The following is a 26,835-nucleotide window of genomic DNA, read 5'->3' on the forward strand; positions in this document are numbered from 1 at the left end:
CAGCCGTGTCGGTCCGCGTCGTTCATGATCTTCGAATCGAAGCGGGCTTTGCGACGCAAAAAGGCCGACGGCCCGACAACCAGGACTATGTCGCATTTTGCCTGGGTTCAGGCGGCGCCGGCGCCTTGCAGGGCGTCGTCGCCGCCGTCGCCGATGGCGTTGGCGGCCACAAGGGCGGACGCGCGGCGGCTGAGACCGCCGTCCGCGCCTTCATCGACGGCTACTATGCGCAGCCGGAGACGTTGGGCGTCAGTCGCGCCGCCGCCCGTTCGCTCGAAGCGGCCAACAGCTGGATCGCCGCTCAGTCGAGAGTCGATCTTTCATTGGAAGGCATGGCGACGACGTTCAGCGCGCTGATCTTGTCGCGCCGAACGGCGTTTATTCTCCATGTTGGCGATACGCGCGTTTACCGACTCGCTGGCGCCAGCCTCGAAAGACTGACGAAAGATCACACCTTAGGTCGCGGCGATTTCGCCCATGCGCTCCTTCGCGCGGTCGGCTTCGACGATGCGCTTTTATTCGACCAAGGCATGCATAGTCTCAATGTGCATGATCGATTTCTGCTGTGTTCGGACGGCGTTCATGGCGTGTTGCCAGACGCGAAGCTGCGTGCGCTGCTCGCGGAAAGGGGCGGGCCGCAGGAAACGTCGGAGAGGATTGTTCAGACGGCGCTCGAGGCGGGCAGCCATGACAATGTCACTGCGCTTGTCATCGACGTCGTCGATGTGCCGCCCGCCGACGAGCGCGCCCTGTCGCGCGCCTTCGCAGCCTTGCGGATTGGCGAACTGCCCGCGATCGGAGATCTTGTCGACGATTTTCGAATTGACGGCCTTCTCTCCGAAGGGCGCTACAGTCGGCTGATGCGGGCGACGGATACGCAGAACGGAAATGCGGTCGTTTTGAAATTTCCGCATCCGCACGTCGCCAATGACGCGGCCTACCGGCTCGCCTTCGTCAATGAAGCCTGGGTTGCGGCGCGGGTGAGAAGTCCGTTCATCGGCGAAGTCGTCGAACTGCTCCCGGGCAGACAAAGCCGGCTGTATTCGGTGATGCCATATTACGATGGCGAGACGTTGGAGCGGCGGCTGCGGCGCGAACCGCGCATCGACCTTGCTGAGGGCGCCTCAATCGCCACGCGCCTGTCGCGCGCCATCGCGACCCTGCACCGCTGCGGCGTCATCCACCGCGACATCAAACCGGATAACGTTATTTTGCTTAAGGATGGCGGGCTGCGTCTCGTCGATCTCGGCGTCTGTCGCGCGCCGAATCTTGAGAATTTGCCGGAAGCGCATGCGCCAGGCACGCCGAGCTATATGGCCCCGGAGCTTTTCGACGGCGCCGGCGGCGACGAAGCGTCGGATCTTTATGCGCTCGGCGTGACGGTCTATCGCATGTTCAGCCGTTGCTATCCTTACGGCGAAATCGAGCCCTTCAGCCGACCTCGCTTCACCAGGCCGCCGCCGCTCGCCCACAAGAGACCCGACCTTCCGTCCTGGCTCGACGCCGCCATCCTCAAAGCGATCGCCGTCGAGCGCGCCGATCGCTTCGGCGACGTGTTGGAGTTTGCCTTCGAGCTTGAAAACGGCTCGGCGCGCGCGCAGCCGTTGACGCTGCGCAAGAAATCCCTCTACGAACGCAACCCTGTCCTATTCTGGCAAACGCTCTGTTTGCTGCTGGCTCTCTTACTAGCGGTCGCGCTTTTCTATCGCTAGGAGCGGCGTAGGGAATCTCCTTGAGCCGGGCGATTTCCGGCGTTCATGGCTTGTGCGTCGGCGCACAGCGCCAGCGCGCGTCTCTCCTTAACTTCTGATTAACGCAGAAGGGAGAACGTCATGGGACCGATCATCACGACAGGCATTTTCGGAGTCGTCGCCATCGCATTGGCCGCCGAAGCGCTCAACATCGCCATGGCCCTTGGCGAATTCAGTCACGTCGCCGCCTATAATGCGGGGCTCTTCTGACGCTTCGCAGTCGCGCGCAGCAGCGGCGCTGGCCGACGCGCAGAACGCAATCGTCATCGATCGCGGCCGAGCGTGGGGAAGAAACCTTTGCCAACATGCCGGGCGGCGACGTCGCCTAGAAGATCGCGCCACATGCGATAGGGATCGTTGAAAACGCCTTCTCCGAGATCTCTATCGGCGAGAGCCGCCGCCAAACACGCCATGGCCTGAGGCAGATCGTGCGCATTCTCGAGATAGAGGAGCCGCGTTCCGACCGACTCTTCGCCCATCAACGACATGGCGGCTGCGATTTCGACATTGTCGCGGCGCCCAAAGGCCACGCCGCAAACGCAGACAAGACAGGTCTCCCAAACGGCCGGGTCGGTCTCGTCGATGAAGCCGTGCAAGCCTCTGACGATGGATGCGTAGACCGCCTCTCCCACCGCGGTGATAATCTTTTCAAGTTCGACCTGAACCTTTTCGAGAGCTTCCGGGAGCTCCGCGGGCGTCGCCATCTGACCTGCGGCCCAGTTGACCGAGAGCTGAAGCAGCTGGCCCAGAACGATTTGCGCGGGGGACACGAGTTCGGCGGGCAGCTCACGCGACAGGCGCGAGACAGCCTCCTCCAGCGCCCTATTCAGGCGGACAGCCGCAAGCCGTGCGGACTCGAGGTCCTTCCCGCGCACCAGGCGCGCCCAGGTTCCCTGGACGCCGATGACCGCATGCATCAACGACTTGATCTGAGTTATCCACGGCGTTGGCGGATAGGACTTTACGACCACGCCATGCTCGATGCGCCAGATTTCGCCGGTCCCGATCAATGTGATCGCAGAGACCGGCGTCGATGCGAACACCTCGTCGCGATTTGCGCCGTAAAGCATTCGGAAGGTGGCGTTGATCTCGCTGAACGGATCGCTCTGCATAGATTTCAGTCTCCCAATATCGGACATCCATCAACAAGACAGCGCGCATCGTATCGCGCGCCGCAATCCTCAACGTCCAACAATTTAACGGGGCCATGTAACATCGCGCCAACGGCAATCCAAAGATTGCCAAGGAAACGCCCATTGGCGCGCCGCTTGCGACATCGTCATTTCCAGAACGGGCGGGTCTGTTCGAGATCTTTCCAGAGCGCCTTGGCGCCGATCCAGCCCAATTCGGCGCGCGCCTGACTCGCCCCGATCATCCAGCCGATGGCGCGCTGTACCGATGGAGCGTCGGCACCGGGAATATCCGTTGCCGTGAACAGGGCTTTCATTGTCGCGGCGTCGTTGAGGTCGCCAAACACGGTCTGCAGCTTCTTAAGCCGCTTCAAGAAAGGATCGATTCGTTTCGCCGGATATAAGGAGCAAAAGAACTCGACTGCATAGCGCAGCTTTTTGAGCTCTTTGCGCAGCTCGTGGCGCTGTTCGACGGTCAGCGTCGCAAGTCCCCGAGCATGCTTGGCGGTCTTCTTCCAACGCTTGTTGAGAGACTGGCGCGCTAAGGCCGCAATCGGCGCCGCCAGCCGCTCGGTCTGGCCGAAATCCTGCGCGACAAGCCAGCCACGCGTCTCGACGAACCGCGCAAGATCAATGAGGAAGGCCTGCACGCGCGCGCCGGCAAGAAGCTTGCGCAGCTGCTCGCGCCGTTCTCGCGCCTGCCGCAAGACCACATCGGCGAGGGCTGAAAGTCCGGGCTCGTCGGGATGAGTTTCGGCTTCCCGCCGCGCCATGTCGTTCGCCACCACATCAAGATCCCTCAGGCTCCCGACCTCCCGGCCAAGCCAACGCGCCTCGCCGTCGAGCCGTTTCATCACCGCATTTCCCAATACGGAAGCATAGACCGAGAATGCGCTTCGCAATCGCCGCAGTCCGACCCTCAGCTGATGCGGTCCTTCGTCGTCGTCCAGCTGGCGAACGACGAGCACATTCGTGGCGATCTGATCGAGGCATTCGCGCAAGACGTCACGCGCCGCTTGCTCGGCGGTTTGCGCCGGATCGAGAAAAATATTTTGAGCGTTGCGCGGCGCGAGCGGCTGATCAATCCGCCCCTCTTCGGCTAACAAATAGCCGCGGGCGGCCTTGGATAGTCGGGAGAACTGCAACCCGCCATCGGGAACCAGGATTTGCGCAATGTCGAACAGTCCGCTTGCGTTGCCTGCGAGGAGTTCGATTTCCAGCTCGGAGAGTTCAGCAGAGCGTTCGCCGGCCCGAACTTCGCCAATGTCGAGCGCGAGCTCCGCGCGCGTCCCGTCCGAAAGCATCAGCTCGCTCGTCCTGCGCGTGATCACCGTCTCGCAAACGGGCTGAAGCGGGGCGCCGTTGACGCGGTCAACGATCTCGTCCCGAATCGATGAGTCAGAAATTGCATCGAGACACAGACGTCCGCCAGGCGCCGGGTTCTCTACCTCGCCGACCTGCGATAGGCCGCCATGCAAGGTCGCCCTGGTTTTTACGCCCTGAATCCACCGCCGCCCATCGCGCCTGAGCCTCAGCGCAATTCCCGCTTTGTTCAGTGCGTGCTCGGGCGTATCGAGATAAATGCTTCTGAGCGTTCTCGTTACAGGAGCGCCGTGAGCCAGCTTCGATGCCTTTACGCGCGCCCAGATCTCACTCGACTTTGTCTTGTCCAGCAGGAGTTTTAGCTCGATCTCGCTCATGTGACGAATTTATATCATTTTTGTAGCGGCGCGTAGCGCTCGACAGGCGCTACCGCGGCGGGTCGGTCCGGAGCGACTATGGCTGTGTTTGGTCGGACCCTTTTTTCAGCTTCTTTTTCTTCAGCACGATCGTCAGCTTATCGCCTCTTTTTGACACCTCTACAGATTTCAACAGGCTCTCTCCAAGAGAGATGCTGCCGCCGACAGCCTCAATCCACTGCTGCAAAATTTCCGCTTCGGTTTTGTCGCTATCTGTCATGTCGTCCTCTTGAATGCGTGACTTTGCTTGGAATTGATGGTCTGAGCCAAGTGTGCATCGGCCACGATCGATTACAGACCCAAGTTATTCGCCTGACGAAGCAGAATGGCAACGTCATAAATGGCGAGAACCGCGGCTTGGTCCTCTTGTTTTCGGGTGACCGCTATAAAAGCGCCTACCGTCAAATCTCGTCTTGTCGCCTCGGGGCAATCGCCATGGACGTGGGCGAGCAGCTTCTCGCCACAAAATCCTTCGGAGGCGCGGCGAATAAACCGCGCCGCGATTGAACGGCGTTCAGCGCTAAACATTCTCGCAGGACCAGGTTCGTCGAAACTCCGGTTCCCGTGCTACCAAACATTAATGATAACATGGGATTGAACAAAGTTCCTGGATTGCATGTAGGCTTCATCTAGAAACACGCGAACGTTCCGGCAAGCGTCGCCTGACGACCAGTTTTTGAATCGATTGAGCAGGAGCCGCCCTCCAAGGCCGAGAGGACCTTTTCGGCTTTAGGTCTGTGATCGCGCGCCTGTTCGTCACGCTCTCCCAGCGCAGAAGAAAACCCCGCCGACTCGGCGCCGGCGGGGCGAAAATTTCGCGGTTTTGAAAGCCGCATCGCTATCGCCTGTCGGTTACGCTCTCGTGACGGACGAGTTCTACCTACCGCCAATGGGTGCGCCGCGGCGGCGGGGTTTGCTGCCGTGCGAGTCGCATGCCGCCTCAGCGGCGCGTGCGATTTCATCCCCCATGCTGGGCTAGTTTGGCGCCTGCCAATTCGCGATCCGATCGCGACCTGCGGCTTTGGCGGCGTGCAACGCCTGGTCGGCGCGCTCAATCGATTGCTCGACCGGAACGGATGGGTCGAGGAGCGCAAGCCCGAAGGAAGCCGTCACCGTGAGCGGCAAATAGCCTTCGACGAAGAATTCCCTGTCCGATAAGCCCTTTCGTAACTGCTCGGCGATTGCGCGACCCTGTTCCAGGTCCGCATCCGCGGCGCAGTAGAGGAACTTCTCGCCTCCAAAGCGAAAAAACTCATCATGGGGCCGCAAATGGGACATCACGAATTCTGCGTATTGCACGAGAAATTCATCGCCGAGCGTATGGCCGTATGTGTCGTTCACCTCCCTGAAGTGATCCAGATCCATCATCGCGAGACATGTGGGTCTCGGCGCGAGGGCCTGCCGCTCGCTCAACGCCGTCAACATCGCGATATGGTTCCCCGCGCCCGTCAACGGATCGCGATTGCGAAGCGCATCCTCGAGTTCGTGCTTGATGGTCACTAATTGGGCGCGAACCTGCTTGAGGGCCGACAGGAACAATTCATAGTCGTCGAGAGGAATGGACCGGTGCTCCGACGCGGTTCGCAGCATGATTGCCGCGTGCCGGTGCATAAGCTCGTGCGCGAGCAAAATCTGGGAAAAACTTTGGTGCGAACCCAGACGACTGGCGCCGGCGCCATGCAGCCATTGTCCGAGCGGCCACCTGTGGTTCGCATCTTCCTGGAGGTCCCGTTCGTCGGGAGCCTGATCGCAAATGATCGTTCTGTTGAAATTCTCGTACCAGAGATCGTGCTGAAAAAGCGACTGCCGGAGCTCATTCAGAGTCGTCCGCTTTTGCTCGCGGCTCAATTTGGAAAAGGGCATGGGGCACCGAAGTTTTCAGCGTAGCTTGCGCCACGCGTTCCGCGGCAGAATATTCCAATTCAGTGTCACATTCTTGATAAGGGACTTGGTTGTCGCTTTCGCGGCTTTGCAAGCGAGCGGGGAGGCAACTTGATTGAGCGGCTCTGACGAGAGAGCGGAGACAGCGTTCTCCAGCGATTGTCCGGGTGAACGGCCGCAAGCCGCGTGGCCTTGGCCATCAGCGTCCAAATATACCGCGCATCGCAGCAAATAATCCCTTCGACCGTTCCTGAGCCGGCGGCGCCTGCGCGAGGCTTTCGGCTTCGCGCCGCGCGGCGTCGAGTTCGACGCCGGCGCGCGCGACGAGCGCGGCGAGAGTCGGCGCTTCGTGCGGCGGCGTCCAGCCGCCGGCGCGCCGTACGTCAAGATAGGCGTTGAGCATGTCGGCGGCGTCCCTCGCGCCAGCTTCCGTGAAATGCGCGCACGCCCGCTCGACCGCGGCGGCGTCGACGATGAGTCGCGCCGCCTTCCCCGCTTCGCGCCGGACGCCGTCGTCGATCGCCAGAGCGACGCGCGCCTCGCGCAACGCGGCGACGTCCGGCTCCTTCAAGAGCGCGCGCATGAGCCGCGCTTCCTGCGTGGCGTCAACGCCAGCCGGCGCCATGCCTTGGGCGCCGCACGCGTCGAGATAGCGGGCAAGCAGGGAAGGCGCGCTGCGCGCTGGCGCGGCTTCGGCGGAAAGGCGCGCGGACTGCGCAAATTCGCCGCCTTCCGCAATCCCCGCCGCAAGCGCGGGATCGGCGCAGAAGGCGCCATAGCCGCCGAGCTGCTGCAGGCGCGCGCGGGCCGGCCCCGCCTCGCCGATAACGAGCGCGGCGAAGCTCGCTTGCGCCAAGGGTTCGAGCGCATCCCACAGGCCCGGCGGCTCGAAACGCGCAGCGACTTCCGCGCGCGCCAGAGCGCCGTTCAGCGAAGCGACAAACTTGTCGCGCCGGCCCTTCAGACCGGCGGCGCGTTCGGCCACGGCGCGGGCGGCTGCGCCGGTCGCGGCGCGCGCGGCGTCGGCGGCGCGGCGCATGAGGTCGTCGAGAAGTCCATCGTCATCCGTCGCGCGGCGCGGCGCAAGTCCGTCGCCTTCAACGCGAAAAAGCCGCGCGAAGGCGGGGCCGCCTGGATCGACCGGGGCGACCCCGAGATCGCCGGGCGCCGCGGCGGGGCAGACAAGGCCGACGTCATCGCCAAGGGCCGCGCCGTAAAATTCGATTTCCACGGTTTCGCCCATGCCGGGCGCGGCTTTCTCGCGGCTGCGACGCAAAGCGATTCCGTCGACCTCCGCCTCGTCAGGATCGACAAGCAGCGCCAAAAGATTGCCGACGACAACCGGCTCCGCCGTTTCCGCCGCGTCGGGATGTTCATGCGGATCGCCCGTCGCCTGCCGCAGGTCGTCGAAGGTGAGCGGATCCACGGCGGGTTCTCCCGCCGATCGCTGCTCGAGCGTCCAGCCTTTCAGCCGCCGGCGCTGGTTCATCGCCAGCGCGACGCTGCATCGGCCCAGCAGCGTGGCGCTCTCTTCGATCGAATCGGGAATTCGCAGGCGAAGGATAATGCGCGGCGCGCCGGATTCGCGCAGCCAATGCTCCATGATGGCGAAGGGCGCCTCGCGCGCGTCGGCGGCCGCCGACGATTCGAACGGCGCCGCCTCCAGGACGAGTCGGCTTTGATAGGCCGGGAAGATGCGGCGCGCCGGCGCGAGGCGGATGACGACGGCGTTGTCGGCGCGTTCGACGACGCGGCGCTGGCCGATCGCCCATACCAATCGCGCGCCGGCCGCCGCGGTCTGCTCGCGCGACAGCCGTTCGACGTCGCCCCGCGCCGGAAACGCCGCCAGCCGAAAGGCGACGGGGTCGGCGCCGCCGGCGTCCGGCAGCAACGTCAGGAGCAGACGCCAGTCGCCGCCCTGCGGCAGCTCGCGTTCCGCGGAAAGCGCCAGAATGAGTTCGGCGCCGTCGCCGGCGGTCAGTCGTACGAATCGATGCTCAGGCGGCACATCAACGATAATGATGCGAGCGCGCCAGCGCGCGGCGCCGATGACGTCGACGAGCGTGGGCGCGCTTGAAAAGCGCTCGTCGCGCGCCGAGACGACCGTGAGTTCCGGCCGGACCGCCGCGCGTTCGGCGCCCTCGAACCAGCCGATGGCCAGCCGGCGCCGCCCATCCCAGTAATAGTCGAACTGCTCTCTCCACATTGACGGCCGCGCCCGAGCGTGAGGCATGGCGCCGTAGCCATGCGAAGCTGAAGTCTGGGGAAGCATATCCGCGCGCGCGGCAATCGCGCAATTCAGCGCCATCGCGCGCGCGGCCGCGCGACATTCTTATGCAGCGCCATGACGTTGTTCCGCCACAGAGTCAGCGTAAGCGCTTGCGTGACACCCGCCGCCTTCGCAATAAGGCTCGCCACCTTTTACAGCGGCACTCTACAATTAGAGAGGCGTTTTTTACGACGAAGACGATAAGTAAAGATGTGACATTAGACGGGCGCAAACTTGGTATAATTCTCACGCAATCTATTGCTATACGGTTGGTAGAAACATAACCACTCGCTTAATGCAGCCTGTCGGAGTTGATATTGACACTGAGATTGGGGATACAAATGAATGATTTCGGAACGAGAGGCGCTTATTGAGGCAATCGAATCCCAACATGGCGGCATCGCGACGCATGTCGAGTCCGTCCCCCTTAAAGAGACTTTCGAAGGCCAAACCGTATGGGAAGGCGTTGTCGAGGTTTTCGACATAGAGGGCAACCCCAAGACCACGCGCGCCTATGCGTGATCGTCGCCAATTGAGGGAAGTAACAAGCGCCGGTTCTATGCCGTGCTTCACTTGGGTGGGATTAGATCGCCGCGGGACGCGGTGAGGGCCGCGATTGTCGCGGAGAAAAGGCAGCAATTTGTGAGGTAGGAAAATGATTAGCGATGAGAAACAATATGAATTTGTTGGTTCGATGCTCAAGGATCGCCTAGATCGCGGACGTGACGCATTGAGGCTATTTCTTCAGCTGTTTTCCGCCATTGTAGGCGGCTCAATTTGGCTGAGTATACAAGATTTAACTCCTGCAGGACGAATGGCTTACGAGCGCGCTTCAAACGCGTTGATTGTGTTGTTAATTGTAGTGACGGGGGCGATGATTTGGCGCGCTACGGCCGGATGGTGGGGATATCGTCAAAAATTATCAGAGTTTGAGTTCGAAAATCATCCTGCGCCTCCTCCAAAATGTGTGGCAATTTTGGCTGAGGCACTCATGTTGATCTGTATGGTCGCTGCTGGCGGTTTTTTCATTTACTTCAATCCATTTAACATTCCCTCAAATTAGGACACTACCCCTGATAAAGCCTATGAATTTGATGAAGCTGGAGTCTTGCATTGAAACGCAGCGTGACACGGTTACAGGATAAGTCCCTCTCACTCGGACTCGATACATCGGTAGCCGACGCCGGGTTCGGTCACGATGATTTTGGGCGTCGCGGCGTTCTCCTCTATCTTCGCCCGTAGCTGGCCAATGAAGACGCGTAAATATTGACTGTCGTTCTGATGCGCGGGCCCCCAAACGGTCTTGAGGATTTCCCGGTGCGTCAACGGTCGGCCCGAATGTCGCGTGAGAAAGGCCAGAAGATCGAATTCCTTCGGCGTCAGTTTCACCGGCGCGCCATTTTTCGTCACCATGCGCTTATGCAAATTCACGACAAGCCCGTCGACCGCAACGCGTTCCGACTCCAAAACCGTATCCTGTGAATGACGTAAGGCCGTGCGCATGCGCGCCAGCAGCTCTCCCATCGCGAATGGCTTCTCGACGTAATCATCCGCGCCGAGGTCGAGCGCCGCGATCTTTTCGGATTCGCGGTCGCGCGCCGAGAGAACGATCACCGGCGTTCGCGTAAGGATTCGCAGCTTTCGCAGCACTTCCTTGCCGTCCATGTCCGGAAGGCCAAGATCGAGGATGATGAGTTCGGGCGAATATTCGCCTACAGCCGCCAGCGCCTCGCGGCCGGTCGCCGCTTCGCGCACCTCGTAGCCGCTCGCCGTCAGCGAAGGCCGCAAGACGCGCTGTATTTGAGGTTCGTCGTCGACGACGAGGACGCGCGCGCCGCTCATGCCGCCACGCCCCGCTTCGATTCGCCCGCGGCGGGAAAACGCATGATGAGTCTCGTGCCTCGACGGCGGGCGGCAGGGCTTTGCGCGACGATGGTTCCGCCCATGGCCCTGACCAGACCGCGGCAGATCGAGAGGCCGAGGCCAGTGCCGGCCTTGCGGCCGTCAACACGCCCGCTGCGATAAAATTTCTCGAAAATGCGCTCGATGTCGGCCGCTTTCACGCCGGGCCCCTCGTCGGTCACGGTGATGACGACGTCGCCGCCTTCGCGCCGGGCGTGAATGATCGCGCCGGAAGGTCCGCCATATTTATGCGCATTGTCGATCAGATTGAAGAGAACCTGTCCGAGAAGATTGGCGTCGCCGCGAATAGGCGGAAGGTCGGGCGCGATGCTGATCGAAGTATCCTTGCCTGGAAAACTTCTCTTGGCTCTTTCGAGGACGCTGCGGATCACCTCCGCCACATCGACGAGATCGCTGCGCGGCGCCACCGCGCCCGACTCGATGCGCGACATGTCGAGCATATTGGCGATGAAGCGCGACAGGCGCCCGGCCTCTTCTTCAATCGACAACAGAAGGTCTTTGCGATCCTCCAGCGGAAGCTTCTCGTCAAGTTCGCGCAGGCTCGTCACCGCGCCGGTGATCGAGGTCAGCGGCGTGCGCAGATCATGCGACAGGGCGGAGAGCAGGATCGTTCGCAATTTTTCATTTTCCTCGAGGGCCGCCGCCTTGACAGATTCGCCGACGAGCATCGAACGGTCGATCGCGATCGCGGTCTGTTCAATCAGTGAAGAAATCGTGCTTTCCGCGGCTGCGGAAAGCGGCTCCTCGGGCGTCTTGGGCTCAATCCCGCAAACGGCGACGACGCCGCGCGCCGTCGCCAGCGGCCGGAATTGGAAGCGTACATTGGGCAGCGTATCCGTCCGCCATCCGGCGGGCTCGGATTTTTCGAGCGCCCAACGGGCGGCCGCAAGTTCGCCGGCGTCCATCTGATCGACCGGCGGCCAGGCCGCCGACACTTTTAAGCCGCCGTCTTCAGGGATCAGCATCATCACGCAGGACGCGTCGCCGGCTTTCTGGATTTGCAGCGCGGACGCCCAGAGAATGTCGTCGAGGGTCGTAATCGTGGAGAGCTTGCGAGAGAATTCAAAGAGCGACTGCACGGCCTGCGATCGCTGGCGCATGCTTCGCGCATAGTCGCGCATTTTGCTCGCGAGCATTCCCGTGATGACGGCGACCGCCAGCGCGACGAGGAGCGAAAGAAATTCCTGCGGCTGCGAGATCGTCATTTCATAGCGCGGATCGAAAAAGAAGAAGTCGCAGGCGAAAAAGGACAGAACCGCGGCGATGATCGCGGACCACATTCCCAGCCAAACGGCGCAAAGCACGACGGGAAGCAGGAAGATGACCGTTGGATTGACGAGGCCGAGCCAGCGCTCGAGGCCATATCCGACGAGGACCGTGATTGTGACGGAGAGCGCGGCGCCGCCGAAGCCAAGCCAAGTCTGTGACAGGGTCGGCAATGTCCGAACCTGTCCGTTTGGAGGCGGGCTGTCCTCCTGCACGACGACATGAACCGCGATATCGGTCGATCGCCGAAGAATTTCGTCGGTCAGCGAACGCCGCAGCAGTCGCGAAAAAGGCCGCGCGCGCGAACGGCCGATGACGATCTGCGTGATATTCTCGCGTCGTGCGAAACGCAGCGTTTCCGCCACGAGATCGTTTCCAGAGACGCGCGCGACTTCGGCGCCGAGCCGCTCAGCGAGCCGCAGCGACTGATCGACATGTCTCACGACCTCGGCGGATGGTTCCTCCTGGCCGGCGCGCTCGACATAAAGCGCGATCCATGTCGCGTTGAGCGCGGTGGCGAGGCGCGCGCCGGCGCGAACTACCGCCTCGGAGTCTGCATCACGGCCGACGCAGACGAGCAAGCGTTCCGCCGTCGCCCAGGGGCCTTCGATCGCTCCTTGCCGAAGGAAGTCGACCATCTGGTCGTCGACGCGTTCCGCGGTTCGACGCAGCGCGAGTTCGCGCAGCGCCGTGAGATTGCGCGGCGTGAAGAAATTCTGCGTCGCGCGTCTCGCGGTCTCGGGAACATAGACCTTGCCCTCCTTCAGCCGCTGGAGCAGTTCTTCCGGCGTGATGTCGACAAGGATGACGTCATTGGCGTTCTGCAGCACGCGATCCGGCACGGTCTCGCGCACCGCGACGCCGGTGACGCGCGACACGACGTCGGCGAGGCTTTCAAGATGCTGGACATTGAGCGTCGTCCAGACGTCGATGCCGGCGTCGAGCAGCTCCTCGACATCCTGCCAGCGTTTGGGATGGCGGCTGTCAGGCGCATTGGTGTGCGCGAGTTCGTCGACGAGAACGAGCTGAGGCTTTCGCGCCAGCGCCGCGTCGATGTCGAATTCCTCGATGATCCGGCCGCGATAGTCGCATGTGCGACGCGGTAGCGTCTCGAGACCTGTAAGGAGCGCCTGCGTTTCGGCGCGCCCGTGGGTTTCGGCCAGGCCGATGAGGATATCGACGCCCTCAGCCTTCGCCGTTTGGGCGCGCGCCAGCATCGCATAGGTCTTGCCGACGCCCGGCGCGGCGCCGAGAAATACGCGCAGCTTTCCCTTGCCTTCCTTGTCGCTCAGGGCAAGGAGCGCGTCCGGATCAGGTCGGCGGTCGAAGTCTCCGTCATCGCGGGCCAAAGACGTCTACCTTCTGGAGCATCACCTCTATTGTAAGCGATCAAGAGCCAAATTCAGCAAGAGCACATTTACGCGCGGCTCGCCGATCACGCCAAGACCGCGCCCTTCGACATTCGCGTCGACGGCGGCGCGCACTTGCGACTCGCTGAGATTGCGCGCCCTGGCGACGGCTGCCGCCTGCGCCAGCGCGAACTGCGGCGAAATATGCGGATCAAGGCCGGAGGCGGATGTCGTTGCGGCGTCGGCGGCGACGACGTCAATTCGGCCGGCGGAAAATTCCGCCTCGATCGCCGCATTGACGCGGTCGACGAGCTTTTTCGACGTCGGCCCGAGATTGGAGCCCATCGAGTTCGCCGCGTTGTAGGGCGCGTCGACGGTCTTGGAAGGATCGGCGGGGTCGGGGCCTGTCGTTGCCGAAGGCCGGCCGTGAAAATAGCGATCGGAGGCAAAATTCTGTCCGATCAGCGCCGAGCCGATCACTGTTCCGTCGCGTTCGATCAGGCTTCCATTCGCCTGCGTCGGCAGGGCGAGTTGCGCAACTCCGGTGATCGCGAGCGGATAGACGACTCCGGTGAGCCCCGTGAAAAGAACGATCATGACGATCGCCGGACGAAGTTGGGAGAGCATCTGAGAGCTCCTTATGCGAGATGAATGGCCGAGACGGCGAGATCGATGAGCTTGATGCCGATGAACGGCGCGACGAGCCCACCAAGCCCATAGATCAGCAGATTTCGCCGCAACAAGGCGGCGGCGCCCACGGGCCGGTAGGGGACGCCCTTCAGCGCGAGCGGGATGAGCGCGATAATGATGAGCGCGTTGAAGATCACCGCCGAGAGGATGGCCGACTGCGGCGAGGCGAGCTTCATGATGTTGATCGCCTCCAGTTCCGGATAGGCGACGACAAACAGCGCCGGGATGATCGCGAAATATTTGGCGACGTCATTGGCGATTGAGAAGGTGGTCAGCGAGCCGCGCGTCATCAGCAGCTGTTTGCCGATCGCGACGATTTCGATGAGCTTTGTCGGATCGCTGTCGAGGTCGACCATATTGCCGGCCTCGCGCGCCGCCTGCGTGCCGGTCTGCATGGCGACGCCGACATCCGCCTGAGCGAGCGCCGGCGCGTCATTGGTGCCGTCGCCGCACATGGCGATCAGGCGGCCGCCCTGCTGCTCCTTACGGATATAGGCGAGTTTGTCCTCGGGCTTGGCTTGCGCGATGAAGTCGTCGACTCCCGCTTCTCCGGCGATCGCCGCGGCGGTGATTGGATTGTCGCCGGTGACCATCACGGTTTTGACGCCCATCGCGCGCAAGGCGGCGAAGCGCGATTTTATGTCGGGCTTGATGATGTCTTTGAGATGAATGACGCCGAGCAGCCTGCCGTTTTCCGACACGGCGAGGGGCGTGCCGCCCCAACGCGAGATGCGCTCGACAGCGCCCTCGAAATCAGCGGGAACGGACTTAGCATGCGCCGCGACCGCGTCGACGGCGCCTTTGCGCAGCGTCCGGCCGGGAAGATCAACGCCGGAAATGCGCGTGTGCGCCGAAAAGGGGACGATCTGCGCGTCCGCGCCGAGGTTTGGCGTCGAAGAGCCAAAAATGCTCGTTGAGCCAAGAACGGTCTTGGCCAGAGCGACGATCGACCTGCCTTCGGGCGTTTCATCCGCGAGCGAGGCCAGCAGCGCCGCTTCGACGAAAGCATGTTCCGAAACGCCTTCGACCGGAACGAACTCGTCGGCCATGCGATTGCCGAAGGTGATGGTGCCCGTCTTGTCGAGCAGCAGCGTGTCGACGTCGCCCGCCGCCTCCACGGCGCGACCCGAGGTGGCGATGACATTGAAGCGGATCAGCCTGTCCATGCCGGCGATACCGATCGCCGACAGGAGTCCGCCGATCGTCGTCGGGATCAGACAGACGAGCAGCGCGATCAGCACGGTGACCGAAATCGCCGCGCCGGAGTAGATCGCAAGCGGCCAAAGCGTCACGCAGACGATGAGAAATATGATGGTCAGCCCGGACAGGAGAATCGACAGCGCCAGTTCGTTCGGCGTTTTCTGCCGCTGCGCGCCTTCGACGAGCGCGATCATCCGATCGATAAAGGTCGAACCGGGTGCCGCGGTGATCTTGACCTTGATCCAGTCGGAGAGAACCGTCGTGCCGCCGGTAACGGCGGAACGGTCGCCGCCCGCCTCGCGGATGACCGGCGCGGACTCGCCGGTGATCGCCGACTCGTTGACCGAGGCGACGCCTTCGATCACTTCGCCGTCGCCGGGGATGAGCTCGCCCGCTTCGACCAGCACCAGATCGCCGGGCTTCAGATCGAGCGCCGACACGCCTTCATAGACGTCCTTTGTCCCGCTCTTGTTTTGCGGATCGATCAGCCGCTTGGCGCGTGAATCGCTACGCGTCCTGCGCAAAGCGTCCGCTTGCGCCTTGCCGCGTCCCTCCGCCACCGCTTCGGCGAAATTGGCGAAGAGCACGGTGAACCACAGCCAGGCGGCGATCTGCCCCGAGAAAAAGGCGGCGCCGTTCTGCGCAATGAGATCGCGCACAAAGAACGCCGTGACCACCGCCGACACGATTTCCGTGACGAAGATCACGGGATTGCGGGCGAGGCGCCTCGGATCGAGCTTCTTGAAGGCGTCGACGGCGGCGCGCTTCGTGATCGCGGCGTCGAATAGACCGGGAGCGGCGACCTTATGCGACATCTGACATGCTCCTTAGAAGGTTTTTCCGGCAAGCAGCGCGAAGTGTTCGACGATCGGGCCGAGCGCGAGCGCGGGAAAATATTGCAGCAGATACAGGACGACGATGACGCCGAGCAGAAGGCCGATGAAGAGGGGTCCATGCGTCGGGAAGGTTCCCACCGAGGCGGCGCCCTTCTTTTTCGCCGCGAACGCGCCGGCGATCGCCAACACGGGAATGACGAAGGCGAAGCGTCCGAGCAGCATCGCGACGCCGAGCGTCGTGTTGTACCAAGGCGTATTGCCCGTCAGTCCTGCGAAAGCCGATCCGTTGTTATCCGTCGCTGAAGCGAATGCGTAAAGGATTTCGGAAAGCCCGTGCGGGCCGGCGTTGTTCAGACTGGCGAGGCCGGTCTGAAGCATGACTGAAACGCCGGTGAAGACAAGCACGCTGAGCGGATAGATCAGCACCGCCAGCATCGCGAGCTTCATCTCGCGCGTCTCGATCTTCTTGCCGAGGTATTCCGGCGTGCGGCCGACCATAAGCCCGGCGATGAAAACGGCGATGATCGCCAACACCAGAAAGCCGTAGAGCCCGGCGCCGACGCCGCCCGGCGCGATGCTGCCCATCAGCATGTTGAACAGGGGCACGAGACCGCCGAGCGGCATGAAGGAGTCATGCATCGAGTTGACCGCGCCGCAGCTCGTGCCCGTGGTCGACGTGGCGAATAGCGCGCTCATCGCAGGGCCGAAGCGGACCTCCTTGCCTTCCATATTGCCGGGCGCCGGATCGACGCCGATATCGGTCAGCAACGGATTGCCGCCTGCCTCGGCCCAGTAAGCGACGGATACGCCCGCGACGAGCACGATCATCATGGTGATGGCGATCGCGCGACCTTGTCGATAGTCAAAGACCGCACGTCCGAAGGCGAAGGCCGTGGCGAAGGGGATGACGAGCAGAGCCCAGATTTCCAGCATGTTGGAAAGCGCATTCGGATTCTCGAAAGGATGGGCGGAATTGGCGTTGAAGAAGCCGCCGCCATTGGTTCCGAGTTCCTTGATCGCCTCTTGGCTGGCGACCGGGCCTATGGCCAGCGTCTGCTTGGCGCCCTCAAGCGTCGTCGCTTCGATCGATCCTTGAAGCGTTTGCGGCACGCCGAGAGCGACCAGGGCGAGCGCGACGACGATCGAGAGCGGCAGGAGCACGTAAAGCGTCGAACGGGTGAGGTCGACCCAGAAATTGCCGATTGTCGACGATTCGGCGCGCGAGAAACCGCGCACCAGCGCAAACGCCATCGCAAGGCCGGTGGCGGCGGATACGAAATTGTGCACGGTGAGGCCGAGCATTTGCGTCAGGTGGCTCATCGTCGACTCGCCGCCGTAGTTTTGCCAATTGGTGTTGGTGACGAAGCTCATCGACGTGTTGAAGGCAAGGTCGGCGGGAACTCCGCTAAAGCCCTGAGGATTGAGCGGCAGATAGGCCTGCAATCGTTGCAGCGCGTAAAGCGAAACAAAGCCGATCGCACTGAAGGCCAGCATCGCCATCGTGTAGGCAAGCCAGTTTTGCTCCCGCGCAGGATCAACGCCGGCGAGTCTGTAGAAGACGCGCTCAATGGGTGAGAGCGCGGGAGAGAGCAGGCTGCGCTCGCCCGCTAAGACGGCGGCTATGTAATTGCCGAGCGGAACAGCCGCGACAATAACGGCAAGCAGGACGATGGCGATTTGCGCCAGCCCAATGGACGTCATGGCGAACGCCCGGCATGCGCCGAGCCTCCCTTTAGAATTTTTCCGGATGGAGCAGCGTATAGGCGAGATAGGCGCCAAGAGGAACGGCGACGATCAGTCCGATGACAGGTTCAAACATGCGGTGCTCCTAAAGGCGCCCGCAGGCCCGCGCATAGGCGCCGACGATCGCAAACAGGAAAAGACCGAGGCCAACGTACAGAATATCGAGCATGTGTCTTCTCCGCGCTCACCGGCGCCGTGAATCAATGCGCGCACGCCGCGCGCGCATCTCGTGAAACAGATTGTTCGCGATCACAAAGATAAAGGCCGCGACGCCGAGGCCAATGAGAGATAGAGGCATGAGCGCATCTCGCTTTAATGTCGCGTTGTCGCTTCGGTCTTCACCAAACGAGAATGACGAACCGCAATTTGCGCGGGAATGATGTAAAGGCGCTATTAGGATTTCGGTCGGTCGAGGCCGCTCACAGGACGCTCGCTCGCGGGTCGCCTAGGGTGGCAAGCAAATGGATGCATTAGGTGGCGATCAAGCGATATTCGCATCGTAAATTAGTTTGAAGCGGTCCTGTTGCGACATTTCGAATCAAAGCGCGAAGTTTCCTCGCGCCTGTATGCTCTCAGAAAAGCATCGATTCCGGCGTCGACCATCGCGTCAACGGAGGCTTCGGTTCTCGGTTCGAGACCGAGCGCCGTGTGAAGCGGTAGGTCCCCGCGGACAAGACTCAAAAAATGGCTAGCGGCTTCAGTCGCGTCTGAGAACGTCAGGAGGCCGCGGTCTTTGGCCTCTTCGAGCAACGCCGCGACGCGCATGAGCTCGTTTTTCGGCCCACTTTCAAAGAAGAGCTTGCAGAGCTGCGGAAAGCGCATGCGCTCACTGGAAATCGCCTGAAAAAACGCCATCGACTCCGGCGTCATATACACCTCGACAAATTGACGCGCGAAGCTTCGAAGCGCCTCGACAAGGCCGATATCGAGATTTGGCATCTGCAGCCTGCTCGTTTTCAGGCGGCATTCCGCTTCGATCAAATGGGCGAACAAAGCTTCCTTACTGGGAAAGTAAGCGTAAAGCGTCGCCTTCGACACGCAAGCGGACCGCGCTATCGCGTCCATGCTCGTCTCGGCGAAACCCTGTTCGAGGAATAATTTTCGCGCGGCGGCGATCACGGAACATTCTTTCCGTCCCGCAACATGCGCCTCTGTCGATTCTGCCGCCGTCGCATGATCCGTCGTCGGGCTCTTCATGGCGCGGGTTCCTCGATTTCAGTCTTCATACCGGCGACGCCGCCGACTCTTGCTTCAAGGCTCTGCCCCCGCGCGCCATGCGCTCATTCCCCACGCCTCCACCGAGGCTAAATCGGCAAAGCCGGTGGCGTGACGTATCTATCGACCCACTTTTGAAAAGTTTCAAACTAAACGACCCAGTTCAATTTTAGCGTTGACAGGCGCCGAAGGGCAAGCATAAAACTGAACCGTTCAGTTTAACCTGGGTCCGATATGCGACGGAGGGCGCCTCAAATATTCCGGCCGTTGCTCAAAACGCTTGTGGGGGATCGCCCCGCTGTTCGGCTGGAAAGCCCGAAGGCGCGAAACATCGCCCAGAGCGATCGACGCCGAGGGACATTGATGAGCTCAAAGGGCAGGGCGGCGGCGCTGGGGCTTCTGCTTGCCGCGATGCTTTCCGGCTGCACCGTGGGCCCCGACTTTGCCGCGCCCGATGCGCCCTTGGGCGCGGGCTACGCGGTGGGCAAGCCTTCCAACATCACCCAATCGGCGGCCATCGCGGGCGGCGGCGCACAAAGGCTCGTTCCTGGCCGCGACATTCCGGGGGAATGGTGGCGACTGTTCCGCTCGAAGCAGATTTCGGCGCTCGTGACCGAGGCGGTGAACAATCATCCGAACATCGCAGCCGCGGAAGCGGCGCTTCGCCAGGCGCGGGAGACCACGGAAGCCGATGTGGGCTCCTTCTTTCCGTCGGCCACTCTGACCCAGAGCGTGGCGCGCACGCAAACGACGACGGCGCAATTCGGCGGCCTCTCGCAAAGCTCCTCGTCGAGCGGACCGACGGCGTTCATCTATACGCTCCATAATTCGAATGCCGCCGTGTCGTTCACGCCCGACGTCTTCGGCAAGACGATGCGTACGGTCGAGAGCGATGTCGCCGCGGCCGAATATCAGCGATACCAGCTCGAGGCGACCTATCTCGCGCTCACCGCCAATGTCGTGACGGCGGCGATCACCGATTCCTTGTATGCGTCTCAGATCAAGGTCACGCGCGATCTCATCGCCGCCTATCAAAAGCAACTCGATATTCTGCAGAAGCGCTTCGAACTCGGCGCCGTGAGCGCGGCCGACGTCGTCTCGGAAAAGGCGCTCGTCGCCCAGGCGCAAGCGACGCTGCCGCCGCTCGAAAAGGCGCGGGCGCAGACGCGCAATCAGCTCATGGCCTATCTCGGCCGCTTTCCCAATGACGACAAGGGCGAGGCGATCGACATCGAGCATCTGCATCTGCCGCGCGATCTGCCGTTAAGCCTGCCGTCCAATCTGGTGCGCCAGCGTCCCGACGTGCTTTCGGCGGAGGCGCAGTTGCATCAGGCAAGCGCCAATGTGGGCGTCGCCACGGCAAATATGCTGCCGCAGCTCACGCTGACGGGCAATGGCGGCAGTCAGGCTTCGAATTTCTCGCAATTATTCTTGCCGCAGACCTCGGTCTACAATCTTGCGACGCAGCTCTCCGGCCAGGCGTTCGACGCCGGCAGATTGTTCCATCAGCGCGAGGCGAAGCTCGCCGCGCTCGAACAGGCGGAAGCGCAATATCGCGCGACCGTGATCAGCGCCTTCCAAAACGTCGCCAACGCCTTGCAGGCGATCAAGCATGACGCGGAGACGCTGCGCGCACAGGTTGCGGCGGAAAAGGCCGCCGCCGAAAGCCTGGATATCTCGCAAGCCCAATATTCGGCCGGCTCGACCACCTATCCGACGGTGCTCAACGCCGCGCAGACCCTGCTCAACGCCCGTCTCAATCGCGTCCAGGCGCAGGCCGCGCGCTTCTCCGACACGGCGGCGCTGATGCAGGCGCTCGGCGGCGGTTGGTGGAATCGCATCGACGAGACGCCGGCGTCGCTTCCCAAACCCACCGACCTCATTTCAACCCTGCCGATCGCGGCGGCCATTCGCGCCGAGGCTGAGGAACGCTCCCGTGCCCGTTAACACGCTTTTGCAAGACCGTCTCGGATCGATGTTCAAGCCCATGATGATCATGCTGGCGAGCGTCGCCCTCGTGTTCGCAGCCCTTTACGGCTTCGTCAGCTTCCGCTCGATGATGATCGGGCGGTTCCTCGCCTCCATGGCCAATCCGCCGCAGACCGTGTCGGTGACGACGGCCGCCTATCGGGAATGGCGCCCCAAGTTTTCAGCGATCGGCACGTTCCGCGCCGTCAATGGCGCGGACCTCGCGCTCGAAACCTCCGGCATCGTTGAGAAGATCCATTTCCAATCGGGCCAGGACGTCGAGGCGGGGAAGATTCTCCTCGAGCTGCGCAAGGATACGGACAACGCCCAGCTCGAAGCCTTGAAAGCCACGGCGGAGCTCAACGCCATCAACCTGCGCCGCGACCAGTCGCAACTCAAAATCAAGGCCGTGAGCCAAGCGACAGTGGATTCGGACATCGCCAATCTGCGAAGCGCCAACGCCCAAGTCGTGCAGCAGGAGGCGGTGATCGCGCAGAAGACCCTGCTCGCGCCCTTCGCCGGAAGGCTCGGCATCCGCCAGATTGATCTTGGCCAATATATCGGCGCCGGAACGGTGATCGTGACCTTGCAGGCGCTCGATCCGATTTATCTCGACTTTGTCCTGCCTCAGCAGGACTTGAATGGCGTCTCGGTCGGACAAACGATCGCCGCGACGGTCGACGCCTTTCCCGGCCAGAGCTTTACGGGCAAGATCGACGCCATCAGCTCCAAGGTGGATCTCGCGAGCCGCAACGTGCAGATTCGCGCGAGCCTCGCCAATGCCGAACGCAAGCTGCGGCCCGGCATGTTTGCTTCAGTGGAAATCGCGACCGGCAAGCCCCAACGCCTCATCACGCTGCCGCAAACGGCGATCGTCTATGCGCCTTTCGGCAATTCGGTGTTCCTTGCGCAAAAAAGCGAGGAGAGCGCCGATAAGAAGGCGCCGCAAGGCTCCGGGCTCGTCGCGCACCAGGCCTTCGTTCGGCTCGGCGAGGCGCGCGGCGACGAAGTCTCGGTGCTCGAAGGCGTGCCCGAAGGCGCGATGGTCGTCACGGCCGGTCAGGTCAAGCTGCGCAACGGCGCGCCGCTCGCCATTTCGCAAGAGCCGCCGCCGCCGGTCGACGCCGATCCCAAGCCCGTGGATCAGTGAACGGAGATTTCGCAAGATGCGTTTCACTGACATTTTCGTGCGCCGCCCGGTGCTCGCCAGCGTGGTGAGCCTGCTAATCCTGGTGCTTGGCCTCAGATCGCTGGCGACTTTGCCCGTGCTGCAATATCCGCGCACGCAAAACGCCGTTGTCACGGTGATGACGTACTATTTTGGCGCCGATCCGGCGACCGTCGCCGGTTTCGTCACGACGCCGCTCGAAAACGCCGTCGCGCAGGCGAACGGCATCGACTATCTCACCTCGGCAAGCCAGATCGGCGTGAGCACGATCACCGCCAATCTGCGGCTCAATTACGATTCCGGCAAGGCGCTGACCGAGATCAGCACCAAGGTCGATTCGGTGCTCAACCAATTGCCGCAGGGCGTGCAGCGTCCCGTCATTACCGTCAAGATCGGCCAGACGACCGACGCGATGTATATCGGCTTCAACAGCGACATGCTGACGCCGAGTCAGGTGACGGATTATCTCATTCGCGTCGTGCAGCCGCGCCTGCAATCCGTGCCGGGCGTGCAGACGGCGGAACTCATCGGCGGCAAGACTTTCGCGCTCAGGGCCTGGCTTGATCCTGTCAAGCTCGCCGCCTATGGGCTCACGGCGGGCGAAGTCGCCGTCTCTCTCCAGAGCAACGATTATATCGCCGGCCTCGGCTCGACCAAGGGCCAGTGGGTGCAGGTCAATCTCTCAGCGGCGACCTCGCTTCATTCGCTCGAAGAGTTTCGCAATCTCGTCGTCAAGCAGGTCAACGGCGCCAATGTGAAGCTGAGGGACGTCGCCAATGTCACGCTCGGCGCGGACGACTATGAATCCTCGGTCTCGTTCGACGGCAAGCAGGCGGTATATATCGGCATTCTCGTGGCGCCGAACGCGAATCTGCTTGATGTCGTCAAAGGCGTCAAAGACGCCTATCCCGACATCGTGAAAGCGCTGCCCCAAGGCTTGAATAGCGAGATCGTCTATGACACGACGAATTTCGTGAACAGCTCCATCGACGAGGTGATTCACACGCTGATCGAAGCGGTCCTCATCGTCACCGCCGTCGTCTTCGTGTTTTTGGGGTCATGGCGCTCGGTGCTGATCCCGATCATGGCGATCCCGCTTTCGCTCATCGGCTCGCTGACTTTTCTCCTCGCTTTCGGCTTCTCGATCAATCTGCTGACGCTTCTGGCGCTGGTGCTGGCGATCGGCCTCGTGGTCGACGACGCCATCATTGTCGTCGAAAATGTGAACCGGCATCTCGGCGAAGGCCTGACGCCTGTCGACGCCGCGCTGCTGGCGGCGCGTGAACTCGCCGGGCCGATCATCGCCATGACGATCGTGCTGATCGCCGTCTATGTGCCGATCGGCTTCCAGGGCGGCCTCACCGGCGCGCTCTTCGTCGAATTCGCTTTCACTCTGGCGGCGGCGGTCACAGTGTCGGGCATTGTCGCGCTCACTTTGTCGCCGGTCAGCTGCGCATTGGCGCTCAAGCCCCCGAAGCGAGGCGAGGAGACGCTTGAGTCCCGCATCGTCGGCTACATCGATGCGCGGATGGACGCCGTCCGGGATCGCTATCACCGCCTGCTGGACGCCTCCCTCAATTACGTCCCGGTGACGCTCGTCTTCGGCGGGCTGGTGCTTTCGAGCATCTATTGGCTCTACGCCAGCGCCAAGAGCGAACTCGCGCCAAACGAGGATCAGGGCATCATTCTGGCGCAGGCGACGCCGGCGCCCAACGCCACTCTCCAACAAAAGCTGTACTACGCCGATCAGGCATATAAAATCATCGCCAAGCATCCAGAGACTGACAGCGTGTTTCAGATCAATTCGCCGGCGGCGAATCTGTCCGGCGTCGTGCTCAAGCCGGCGGATGAGCGCAAGGTCGGGGCGGAGGACTTGCAGCATATGCTCCAGCAGGAGCTGAGCGCCGTTGCGGGCGTGCGCTTCGTCGCCTTCCAGCCGCCGCCGCTCCCCGGCTCGATGGGCTTGCCGATTCAATTCGTCTTCCAGAGCACCGACCCTTTCGAGAAGATGGACGGCATCTCCCGCGAATTGCTGTCGAAAGCTCTGGCGACGGGAAAGTTCATGTTCCTCGACACCGATCTCAAGATTGATCAGCCGCAGTTGTCGCTTGTCATCGACCGCGAAAAGACCGCGCAACTCGGCCTGAGAATGATCGACGTCGGCGGCGCGCTCACCACCGCGCTAAGCGGCGGCTATACGCAATATTTCGGACTCGCCGGCCGTTCGTACAAAGTTATTCCGCAGGTCGCCCAACGGTTTCGACTGAACCCGGATCAGATCTTGAATTATTACATCAAGACGGCGAACGGCTCCTTGGCGCCGCTTTCGACCGTCGCCAAGCTCGAAACCGCCATCGTTCCCGAGTCGCTCAATCATTTCCAGCAGATCAATTCGGTGACGATTTCTGGCGTTGCCGCGCCTGGCGTCATCGCCGGCGAGGCGCTCGACACGCTGAAAGAGGTCGCGCGCCAAGTATTGCCCTCGACCTATACGATCGACTATGCCGGACCCTCGCGTCAGTTCATTCAGGAGTCGAGCGGCTTCGCGGTTACGTTTGGCTTCGCCCTCATCATCATCTTTCTGGCGCTGGCCGCGCAATTCGAGAGCTACCGCGATCCTCTGATCATTCTCGTATCCGTCCCAATGTCGATCGCCGGCGCGCTGGTGTTCATCATGCTCGGCTTTGGCGGCGCGAGCATCAATATTTACACCCAGGTTGGCCTCGTGACGTTGATGGGGCTGATCAGCAAACACGGCATTCTGATCGTGGAGTTCGCCAATGAATTGCAACACGGCGGCATGTCGAAGCGGGAAGCGATCCTGGAGGCCACGTCCATTCGCCTGCGTCCGATCCTTATGACCACCGCGGCGATGGTGCTCGGCGTCTTCCCGCTCATCATGGCGGCGGGCGCGGGCGCGGCGTCGCGCTTCAACATGGGTCTGGTGATCGCCTCGGGCCTTTCCATCGGCACCTTGTTCACGCTGTTTGTTCTGCCCGCGGTCTATCTCGTCCTCGCGGCGGACCATTCGGGGTCACGCAAGAAGGCCGCGCTCGATCTTGTGTCGCCAGCGCATTCATAAGTGCGGAGATCGTTGTTAATGCCGATCCATGACGCGTTGTTCGCGGGGCTTGGGAGCCCTGATCTTTGTGGCCGATCTGGCGCAATGTTCTGGGTCGAAAAAATTGCGGTTGCGGGTATTTTTGGGCGCCTCAAATCACGCAAATTATGATTCACTTCGTCTCATGGATGCCGCCTAGGCGGAGCGGTTAACTTCTCTAAGTTCCGCATCCACCGAGGTAGACGGCCGTTGAGGCAATTCAAGCGAGTCCTGTACGAAACACAGTATATCACATTTTCGACTCCTTTGACGATGAACCTTATGAGTTGATTTCCTAATTTTTGAGGAAGAATGCCCCTCACGCCCCATCTGCGCCGGCTCGAAGCCGATGCGGTTTTCATTTTGCGGGAAGCCGTGGCCGAGTTCCGGCGTCCGGTGATGCTCTATTCCGTCGGCAAGGATTCGAGCGTGATGTTGCATCTCGCGCTCAAGGCCTTCTACCCAGCCAAGCCGCCCTTCCCGCTGTTGCATGTCGACACCAGGTGGAAGTTTCGCGAAATGATTACGTTCCGCGATCAAACCGCGGCGCGCGTCGAAATGGATTTGATCGTTCACACAAATGAAGACGGGCGAAAGCGCGGCGTCTCGCCTTTCACATGCTCCTCGTCCGCATACACGCAAGCAATGAAAACCGAGGCGCTCAGGCAGGCGCTGAACGAAGGAGGATTTGATGCGGCGTTCGGCGGCGCGCGCCGCGACGAGGAGAAAAGTCGGGCGAAGGAGCGAATCTTCTCGCATCGAACTGCTTCTCACGGTTGGGATCCTAAGACTCAGCGCCCCGAACTTTGGCGGATATTCAACACGCGCCTCGGCGCCGGCGAGACCATGCGAATCTTTCCGCTGTCGAATTGGACCGAGACCGACGTCTGGGATTACATCGCCGCGGAAAACATCCCGGTCGTGCCTCTTTATCTCGCAAAGGAACGGCCGATCGTCCGCCGCAACGGCGCTTACATCATGGTCGACGACGAACGGTTTCCGCTGGCGCCGGATGAAGTGGTTGAAACGCGGCGCGTGCGCTTTCGGACGCTGGGCTGCTACCCGCTGACGGGCGCCATTGAATCCGAGGCGGACACGCTGGAGGCGATCATCGCGGAAATGCGACATGCCTCGACCTCTGAACGTCAGGGCAGGCTGATTGATTTTGATGAGTCTGCGTCCATGGAGCGAAAGAAGCGTGAGGGCTATTTCTGATGACCGCCCCGTTTATCGCAGATGCGGAAATCCTCTCAAAAGCCCAGCCGAACCCGCCGCGACCCACTTTGCGGGTCTTGACCTGCGGATCGGTCGACGACGGCAAGTCAACGCTCGTCGGGCGTCTGCTCTATGAACGTCAGCTGATCTTCGACGATCAACTTGCCGCTCTGCGCAGCGACTCGCTACGGCATGGCGTTTTGGGCGAGGAGATTGATTTCGCCTTGCTGGTCGACGGACTTGAGGCCGAGCGCGAGCAAGGCATCACGATCGATGTCGCCTACCGCTATTTCTCCACGCCCGCCCGTTCGTTCATGTTGGCCGACGCGCCCGGCCATGAGCAATATACGCGCAACATGGCGACGGGAGCGTCAAACGCCGAGTTGGCCATA

Annotated in this window: 23 protein-coding genes; 12 read left to right on the forward strand and 11 right to left on the reverse strand. The window is 61.8% G+C overall.

Going from position 1 to position 26,835, the window contains the following annotated elements; genetic code table 11:
• The first annotated feature begins 5 nt into the window (after positions 1 to 5).
• A complete protein-coding gene (locus ACR65W_RS18960; RefSeq protein ID WP_434498755.1) occupies positions 6 to 1,712 on the forward strand; it encodes a bifunctional protein-serine/threonine kinase/phosphatase in 1,707 nt (568 codons plus the stop codon).
• 120 nt (positions 1,713 to 1,832) lie between these two features.
• Positions 1,833 to 1,961 carry a hypothetical protein gene (locus tag ACR65W_RS18965; RefSeq protein ID WP_256034246.1) on the forward strand — a complete coding sequence of 43 codons (129 nt, stop codon included), beginning with the start codon at positions 1,833 to 1,835 and terminating at the stop codon, positions 1,959 to 1,961.
• 53 nt (positions 1,962 to 2,014) lie between these two features.
• On the opposite strand, the gene ACR65W_RS18970 is transcribed toward ACR65W_RS18965, so the two are convergent.
• The 3 genes from ACR65W_RS18970 to ACR65W_RS18980 all read right to left on the reverse strand — a co-directional run bounded on the left by ACR65W_RS18970 (position 2,015) and on the right by ACR65W_RS18980 (position 4,840).
• The gene (locus ACR65W_RS18970) at positions 2,015 to 2,863 is read right to left on the reverse strand and encodes a hypothetical protein (protein ID WP_434498756.1); all 849 of its coding nucleotides are present in this window, start codon (positions 2,861 to 2,863) and stop codon (positions 2,015 to 2,017) included.
• Positions 2,864 to 3,030: 167 nt separating this feature from the next.
• Positions 3,031 to 4,581 carry a CHAD domain-containing protein gene (locus tag ACR65W_RS18975; protein ID WP_434498757.1) on the reverse strand — a complete coding sequence of 517 codons (1,551 nt, stop codon included), beginning with the start codon at positions 4,579 to 4,581 and terminating at the stop codon, positions 3,031 to 3,033.
• A 76-nt stretch (positions 4,582 to 4,657) separates the two neighbouring features.
• Positions 4,658 to 4,840: a hypothetical protein gene (locus ACR65W_RS18980; protein WP_434498758.1), complete on the reverse strand. Its 183-nt coding sequence runs from the start codon at positions 4,838 to 4,840 to the stop codon at positions 4,658 to 4,660.
• 23 nt (positions 4,841 to 4,863) lie between these two features.
• Here ACR65W_RS18980 and ACR65W_RS18985 point away from each other — a divergent pair, with 23 nt between their 5' ends.
• Positions 4,864 to 5,127 carry a hypothetical protein gene (locus ACR65W_RS18985; RefSeq protein ID WP_434498759.1) on the forward strand — a complete coding sequence of 88 codons (264 nt, stop codon included), beginning with the start codon at positions 4,864 to 4,866 and terminating at the stop codon, positions 5,125 to 5,127.
• Positions 5,128 to 5,595: 468 nt separating this feature from the next.
• On the opposite strand, the gene ACR65W_RS18990 is transcribed toward ACR65W_RS18985, so the two are convergent.
• Positions 5,596 to 6,210 carry a diguanylate cyclase gene (locus ACR65W_RS18990; RefSeq protein ID WP_246720611.1) on the reverse strand — a complete coding sequence of 205 codons (615 nt, stop codon included), beginning with the start codon at positions 6,208 to 6,210 and terminating at the stop codon, positions 5,596 to 5,598.
• 9 nt (positions 6,211 to 6,219) lie between these two features.
• Between ACR65W_RS18990 and ACR65W_RS18995 the strand changes: the two genes are divergently transcribed.
• Positions 6,220 to 6,507: a hypothetical protein gene (locus ACR65W_RS18995; protein WP_434503002.1), complete on the forward strand. Its 288-nt coding sequence runs from the start codon at positions 6,220 to 6,222 to the stop codon at positions 6,505 to 6,507.
• 193 nt (positions 6,508 to 6,700) lie between these two features.
• Here ACR65W_RS18995 and ACR65W_RS19000 read toward each other — a convergent pair whose 3' ends face one another.
• Positions 6,701 to 8,707, reverse strand: a complete 2,007-nt coding sequence (locus ACR65W_RS19000) for a hypothetical protein (protein WP_434498761.1) — start codon at positions 8,705 to 8,707, stop codon at positions 6,701 to 6,703.
• A 408-nt stretch (positions 8,708 to 9,115) separates the two neighbouring features.
• Between ACR65W_RS19000 and ACR65W_RS19005 the strand changes: the two genes are divergently transcribed.
• Both ACR65W_RS19005 and ACR65W_RS19010 read left to right on the forward strand, forming a co-directional pair.
• Positions 9,116 to 9,292 carry a hypothetical protein gene (locus ACR65W_RS19005; protein ID WP_434498762.1) on the forward strand — a complete coding sequence of 59 codons (177 nt, stop codon included), beginning with the start codon at positions 9,116 to 9,118 and terminating at the stop codon, positions 9,290 to 9,292.
• Positions 9,293 to 9,425: 133 nt separating this feature from the next.
• Positions 9,426 to 9,833: a hypothetical protein gene (locus ACR65W_RS19010; RefSeq protein ID WP_434498763.1), complete on the forward strand. Its 408-nt coding sequence runs from the start codon at positions 9,426 to 9,428 to the stop codon at positions 9,831 to 9,833.
• A gap of 89 nt (positions 9,834 to 9,922) precedes the next feature.
• Here the strand turns inward: ACR65W_RS19010 and ACR65W_RS19015 are convergent, their stop codons facing one another.
• The 5 genes from ACR65W_RS19015 to kdpA are packed head-to-tail and all read right to left on the reverse strand — an operon-like array spanning position 9,923 to position 17,735.
• A complete protein-coding gene (locus ACR65W_RS19015) occupies positions 9,923 to 10,612 on the reverse strand; it encodes a response regulator (RefSeq protein ID WP_434498764.1) in 690 nt (229 codons plus the stop codon).
• The gene (locus ACR65W_RS19020) at positions 10,609 to 13,308 is read right to left on the reverse strand and encodes a DUF4118 domain-containing protein (protein WP_434498765.1); all 2,700 of its coding nucleotides are present in this window, start codon (positions 13,306 to 13,308) and stop codon (positions 10,609 to 10,611) included. Before ACR65W_RS19020 ends, ACR65W_RS19015 begins: the two co-directional genes overlap by 4 nt.
• Before the next feature lie 27 nt (positions 13,309 to 13,335).
• Positions 13,336 to 13,935 carry a potassium-transporting ATPase subunit KdpC gene (kdpC, locus tag ACR65W_RS19025; protein ID WP_434498766.1) on the reverse strand — a complete coding sequence of 200 codons (600 nt, stop codon included), beginning with the start codon at positions 13,933 to 13,935 and terminating at the stop codon, positions 13,336 to 13,338.
• Positions 13,936 to 13,946: 11 nt separating this feature from the next.
• On the reverse strand, positions 13,947 to 16,013 hold the full coding sequence (gene kdpB, locus ACR65W_RS19030; protein WP_434498767.1) for a potassium-transporting ATPase subunit KdpB: 2,067 nt from the start codon (positions 16,011 to 16,013) through the stop codon (positions 13,947 to 13,949).
• Between the two features lie 12 nt (positions 16,014 to 16,025).
• Positions 16,026 to 17,735: a potassium-transporting ATPase subunit KdpA gene (gene kdpA, locus ACR65W_RS19035; protein ID WP_434498768.1), complete on the reverse strand. Its 1,710-nt coding sequence runs from the start codon at positions 17,733 to 17,735 to the stop codon at positions 16,026 to 16,028.
• On the opposite strand from kdpA, the gene ACR65W_RS19040 reads away from it, so the two are divergent.
• Positions 17,725 to 17,976 carry a hypothetical protein gene (locus tag ACR65W_RS19040; RefSeq protein ID WP_434498769.1) on the forward strand — a complete coding sequence of 84 codons (252 nt, stop codon included), beginning with the start codon at positions 17,725 to 17,727 and terminating at the stop codon, positions 17,974 to 17,976. The two genes, kdpA and ACR65W_RS19040, sit on opposite strands and share 11 nt — an antisense overlap.
• Positions 17,977 to 18,281: 305 nt before the next feature.
• Here the strand turns inward: ACR65W_RS19040 and ACR65W_RS19045 are convergent, their stop codons facing one another.
• Positions 18,282 to 18,974, reverse strand: coding sequence for a TetR/AcrR family transcriptional regulator (locus ACR65W_RS19045; RefSeq protein WP_434498771.1), 693 nt, complete (start codon positions 18,972 to 18,974; stop codon positions 18,282 to 18,284).
• Between the two features lie 381 nt (positions 18,975 to 19,355).
• Here ACR65W_RS19045 and ACR65W_RS19050 point away from each other — a divergent pair, with 381 nt between their 5' ends.
• The 5 genes from ACR65W_RS19050 to ACR65W_RS19070 all read left to right on the forward strand — a co-directional run.
• The gene (locus ACR65W_RS19050; RefSeq protein ID WP_434498772.1) at positions 19,356 to 20,939 is read left to right on the forward strand and encodes an efflux transporter outer membrane subunit; all 1,584 of its coding nucleotides are present in this window, start codon (positions 19,356 to 19,358) and stop codon (positions 20,937 to 20,939) included.
• A 28-nt stretch (positions 20,940 to 20,967) separates the two neighbouring features.
• Positions 20,968 to 22,110 (forward strand): efflux RND transporter periplasmic adaptor subunit, encoded by a 1,143-nt coding sequence (locus ACR65W_RS19055; protein WP_434498844.1) that lies wholly within the window; start codon positions 20,968 to 20,970, stop codon positions 22,108 to 22,110.
• A 16-nt stretch (positions 22,111 to 22,126) separates the two neighbouring features.
• On the forward strand, positions 22,127 to 25,210 hold the full coding sequence (locus tag ACR65W_RS19060; protein WP_434498773.1) for an efflux RND transporter permease subunit: 3,084 nt from the start codon (positions 22,127 to 22,129) through the stop codon (positions 25,208 to 25,210).
• 330 nt (positions 25,211 to 25,540) lie between these two features.
• Complete coding sequence (gene cysD, locus ACR65W_RS19065; RefSeq protein ID WP_434498774.1) at positions 25,541 to 26,443, forward strand: sulfate adenylyltransferase subunit CysD; 903 nt, start codon at positions 25,541 to 25,543, stop codon at positions 26,441 to 26,443.
• Positions 26,443 to 26,835 (forward strand): GTP-binding protein (locus ACR65W_RS19070; RefSeq protein WP_434503004.1); only part of this gene is annotated, 393 nt, incomplete at its 3' end. The genes cysD and ACR65W_RS19070, both read left to right, overlap by 1 nt.

The sequence above is a fragment of the Methylocystis sp. genome, from assembly GCF_051062815.1.
GTDB lineage: Bacteria > Pseudomonadota > Alphaproteobacteria > Rhizobiales > Beijerinckiaceae > Methylocystis.

Bases quoted from the DNA above. Each gene is read 5' to 3' on its own strand.
- ACR65W_RS19060 (WP_434498773.1), top strand. From the start codon at position 22,127: ATGCGTTTCACTGACATTTTCGTGCGCCGCCCGGTGCTCGCCAGCGTG.
- ACR65W_RS19040 (WP_434498769.1), top strand. From the start codon at position 17,725: ATGGACGTCATGGCGAACGCCCGGCATGCGCCGAGCCTCCCTTTAGAA.
- kdpA (WP_434498768.1), bottom strand. From the start codon at position 17,735: ATGACGTCCATTGGGCTGGCGCAAATCGCCATCGTCCTGCTTGCCGTT.
- kdpB (WP_434498767.1), bottom strand. From the start codon at position 16,013: ATGTCGCATAAGGTCGCCGCTCCCGGTCTATTCGACGCCGCGATCACG.
- ACR65W_RS18980 (WP_434498758.1), bottom strand. From the start codon at position 4,840: ATGACAGATAGCGACAAAACCGAAGCGGAAATTTTGCAGCAGTGGATT.
- ACR65W_RS19005 (WP_434498762.1), top strand. From the start codon at position 9,116: ATGATTTCGGAACGAGAGGCGCTTATTGAGGCAATCGAATCCCAACAT.
- ACR65W_RS19045 (WP_434498771.1), bottom strand. From the start codon at position 18,974: ATGAAGAGCCCGACGACGGATCATGCGACGGCGGCAGAATCGACAGAG.
- ACR65W_RS18975 (WP_434498757.1), bottom strand. From the start codon at position 4,581: ATGAGCGAGATCGAGCTAAAACTCCTGCTGGACAAGACAAAGTCGAGT.
- ACR65W_RS18970 (WP_434498756.1), bottom strand. From the start codon at position 2,863: ATGCAGAGCGATCCGTTCAGCGAGATCAACGCCACCTTCCGAATGCTT.
- ACR65W_RS19000 (WP_434498761.1), bottom strand. From the start codon at position 8,707: ATGTGGAGAGAGCAGTTCGACTATTACTGGGATGGGCGGCGCCGGCTG.
- cysD (WP_434498774.1), top strand. From the start codon at position 25,541: ATGCCCCTCACGCCCCATCTGCGCCGGCTCGAAGCCGATGCGGTTTTC.
- ACR65W_RS19010 (WP_434498763.1), top strand. From the start codon at position 9,426: ATGATTAGCGATGAGAAACAATATGAATTTGTTGGTTCGATGCTCAAG.
- ACR65W_RS18965 (WP_256034246.1), top strand. From the start codon at position 1,833: ATGGGACCGATCATCACGACAGGCATTTTCGGAGTCGTCGCCATCGCA.
- ACR65W_RS19055 (WP_434498844.1), top strand. From the start codon at position 20,968: ATGTTCAAGCCCATGATGATCATGCTGGCGAGCGTCGCCCTCGTGTTC.
- ACR65W_RS18990 (WP_246720611.1), bottom strand. From the start codon at position 6,210: ATGCTGCGAACCGCGTCGGAGCACCGGTCCATTCCTCTCGACGACTAT.
- ACR65W_RS19050 (WP_434498772.1), top strand. From the start codon at position 19,356: ATGAGCTCAAAGGGCAGGGCGGCGGCGCTGGGGCTTCTGCTTGCCGCG.
- kdpC (WP_434498766.1), bottom strand. From the start codon at position 13,935: ATGCTCTCCCAACTTCGTCCGGCGATCGTCATGATCGTTCTTTTCACG.
- ACR65W_RS19015 (WP_434498764.1), bottom strand. From the start codon at position 10,612: ATGAGCGGCGCGCGCGTCCTCGTCGTCGACGACGAACCTCAAATACAG.